The 3,225-nt window shown below is 58.3% G+C and carries 5 protein-coding genes; all 5 read right to left on the bottom strand.

Going from position 1 to position 3,225, the window contains the following annotated elements; translation table 11 throughout:
• A partial coding sequence (locus tag AS156_RS43685; protein WP_210184208.1) for a hypothetical protein occupies window positions 1-272 on the bottom strand: 272 nt, incomplete at its 3' end.
• A gap of 71 nt (window positions 273-343) precedes the next feature.
• Window positions 344-1,015, bottom strand: coding sequence for an HK97 family phage prohead protease (locus AS156_RS00615; protein WP_082747263.1), 672 nt, complete (start codon window positions 1,013-1,015; stop codon window positions 344-346).
• A gap of 15 nt (window positions 1,016-1,030) precedes the next feature.
• Window positions 1,031-1,978 (bottom strand): hypothetical protein, encoded by a 948-nt coding sequence (locus tag AS156_RS00610; RefSeq protein WP_066498613.1) that lies wholly within the window; start codon window positions 1,976-1,978, stop codon window positions 1,031-1,033.
• Window positions 1,979-2,099: 121 nt separating this feature from the next.
• Window positions 2,100-2,540, bottom strand: a complete 441-nt coding sequence (locus tag AS156_RS41645; protein ID WP_136625950.1) for a hypothetical protein — start codon at window positions 2,538-2,540, stop codon at window positions 2,100-2,102.
• Window positions 2,537-3,225, bottom strand: a 689-nt coding sequence (locus tag AS156_RS00600; RefSeq protein ID WP_066498608.1) for a hypothetical protein, incomplete at its 5' end; no start/stop codon positions are given. The genes AS156_RS41645 and AS156_RS00600, both read right to left, overlap by 4 nt.

Raw genomic sequence — 3,225 nt, 5'->3', positions numbered from 1 at the left:
TCCGCAGCGCGAACGATGAGTGATCTTGCGTTCGCATTATCGGCGAGACATGCAGCGCAGTCATCGACCTTGCGACGATCACTGCCTTTCAGCCCCTTACTCTCGCCGAGATGATGTTTCTCGCCGATGTGACCTGCGACTAGAACAACTATCCTATTGAAGTAATCTGCATCGGAGTCCAAGTCATCGAATGCACCACTGACCCTGCCTCGTACACCGTCAACGCCGACGATCGTCATCAAGGCGATCGGTACGCCGGTTGCCCAGCGCACCAGTGCATGTCCGCATTCATGCGCTGCAATCCGACGAGCTTCGCGGATGTCTGCGGTGCGAGAGTGAAGCATTATTTGCGATACATGCGCTCGCGCCGCAACATGCGCTGGCGAGTCTCCATACGAAATTTCGCCAAGCGGTTATACTCAGCCGGGTCTGCGATGTCGCGATTACCGCCCCATTGCCTAATCTGCGCATCAGGGTCTGCCGGACAGGAGACAATTGAGCACTCGTACAACGACCAGCGCGTGGCAGTGAAAACGTAATCAGCTTCTCCAACGCGAAGACGCTCTTTTGCTGGATCGATCACTCGTCCATCTTCGTCTGTGATCTCCCAGCTCTGTACGGAATAGCCTATCGAAATTGCATTTGCTTCGCCACGCTGAACCATTCCGAAGGCTGCTTTGCCTGCATCGGTCTTGTGGAATTGAAGACGGCCTACCAGTGACGATCCTTCAAACCACACCGCGGCAAGCTTGCCGATCGAACTTCCAAGGATGCTTTCCTGCCGGTGTGTATCCAAGACAGGTGCGACTCCTTTTTCAACGCGAGAGATGTCAACCGCTTTTGGCGTGATCGCTAGTCGCTCAACGCCGTAAGCGCGAACCACGTCAGAGCCCTTCGACAAGACGGCATCGACGCTGCGGTTAGTTAAATCGAGTGTGCGGGGACTGCCGCCTGAGGCGTACCGTCGTTCGGTCGATAAGCGCGTCCAGCCGGGCGGACCCAATAATTTATTCATTTTGTGTTATCCCTATCAGAAGCCCGCGAAGTTCTGCGTGAGCTTGCCATTGATGCGCTCTTGCATATGCGCATCGACCTTGTGCTGATCGAAGCCGAACGCGACCTTCATCTGTTGCAGGTTCTCGTCGTCGAGATCGACAATCCCAGTCACAGAAGGATGCAGAGAGACGATGCCACGACCAATGTTGTTTTTCTTCCATGCGGGAGAGCCAACTGCGCAGGCATAGCCAAGACGTTCGGCCTTGTCGGCGGTAGCGGTCGGCATATCAGCCGTGGACTGCTTCGCAGCGGCCTTCACTTCGTTGCCGTGCCGCCATTTCACGTCCGCAAGCACCAGCATACGGCGCGTTTCGACGACCTGTTTCGCGACGACTTCGGCAGGCGCGGGAGCATGCTCAACCGGCATCGGCGAGATGCTGCCATTCCGGAGACCGTCGATTAAGAAATTGACTTCGGATGCGGCATGATCGAGAGCGCCCTGCAGGTCGGTCGGAAGCATGGCGATCAGCTCGGAGACCTGCCGCACAAGGAAGCTGTCGTCGTGAAGCGGTTCGCATGCCTTGCTCAAGTCGGTCAGCGCCGTCGATGCTACAGCGATCTTCCGCCGCAGCTCTTCGAGCGCAGCCGCTTTATCCTTCGCGACGCCTTCCGCAAGCGCCATGCGAACCGCCGCATCATGACTTTTAGTCGCGTCGGCGATCTCGGCATCAAGGCGAGAGGTCGCGGACTCCAAAATCTTGATGCGGGTTTCTGCGGCGTTGATCTTGGCGATTGCCTTGGTTGCGGCAACGTCGTCGCCTTCCGTGAAATAACGTTCTGCCTGCTCAGTGAGAGCGATCACGGAGCCGCGCGCATCGGCGAGCTGATTAACCAGAGAGGGGCGCGTAGCCCGCAGGCTGGCAAGGTCGGAGGCAAGCTTCTTGATGTCATGGCGATCGGTGTCGCCCATGATCAGGTTCATAAGTCCCATTGGTTCCTTCTTTCGATTGGTTCGGTTTGTGCGGTCGTTCTACCTATGGCGAGCCGGTGCAAAATGCGCCTTCGTAACCCATTGATTTTGCTCACTTTAGGTATTGAATTACCTAGCGGCGGAGGGTCTTTTTACGTCCCAACAGCCGATCGATCTGGAGGTGCAGTTGACCGACGTAGCGATCTAGCGCGGCGGCGATCTCGCTCGGCGGGATCATGCCTGAGATCAGGATGCGCATGTCAGGGACGACCTCCCGCGCGATCCTCTCGTCGCGTACATCAGGACGGAAGCAAGCCAGACGCGGCGCGCGATCGTTGATCAGCTTGTGGCACATTCGGCCCATCCTGAGCCTACGATGCGCGGCGATCGATGGCAGCAGCGCCGCGTCATCGAGGAAAGGATCGTGCTGGCGTCCCTCGTGACGCGGATATCGCGGGCTTGCTCCGTGATCGACCGTGATGCGCGGAACGTGATCGTATGACCTTGCTGCAGGATCATCCTCAGCGCTGAATGCATCCGGCTCGCTTGTGTAGTAGCGAGTGGTATCGGTCATTGCCGGTCCTCGTCGGCACCAAGCGGGCCACCGGCCTTGACGCGCTCAACTATCGCGCCATCTGCGATGCTGTTGAGGACTGCCCTCATATGCCGGTCAAGCTCACGGTGTATCGAGGCGCGGTCCAGACCGACGAGGCGGTGAGCGAGCTGTCCGGGAGTGGAGAGCAGAAGCTCGCGTAATGCCGTCATCGATCGCGCCAAGGCGACCTTGAGGGTTGAGATCGGCGCGTAGCCGGAGTTAGCCCGCTTGGCTTCGCCTTCCGCCTGCTCTGCCTTGGCCGTAAGCAGGCGAGCACGGGCTGATGCGATCGGGTCTGCTGCTTCTGACCGGCCAGCAGCAGTCTCCCGAAGATGCCTGATATAGGAGAGGCGAACATCGGCCAGCACGTAGCCACGCTCAGGCTGGCGGCCGACTACCCCACGATCAATCAAATCGTGAAAGTTACGCCGGTTCAGGTCCAGATGTTGCGCACACTCTGCAGCGGATGCTTTTTCGCCGCGCAAATGCTTGACGTACTCGCGAACCACGTCGGACAAGCGATACTTGACAGGGCTTGTCGTCACAGGCGTGACGATCTTCATCCGCCGCAGCTTCGTGAGTTCCGTGGTCTCGACGCACAGCAAGCGCGCCGCTAATTCCTCGCTGATCATGCCAGCGTCTTGCGTTGTTTCAGTCATAGGTT

The sequence above is a fragment of the Bradyrhizobium macuxiense genome, from assembly GCF_001542415.1.
Taxonomy (GTDB): domain Bacteria; phylum Pseudomonadota; class Alphaproteobacteria; order Rhizobiales; family Xanthobacteraceae; genus Bradyrhizobium; species Bradyrhizobium macuxiense.
The sequence above is the reverse complement of the archived record's forward strand: the minus strand, read 5'-3'. Positions and strand labels throughout refer to the sequence as shown.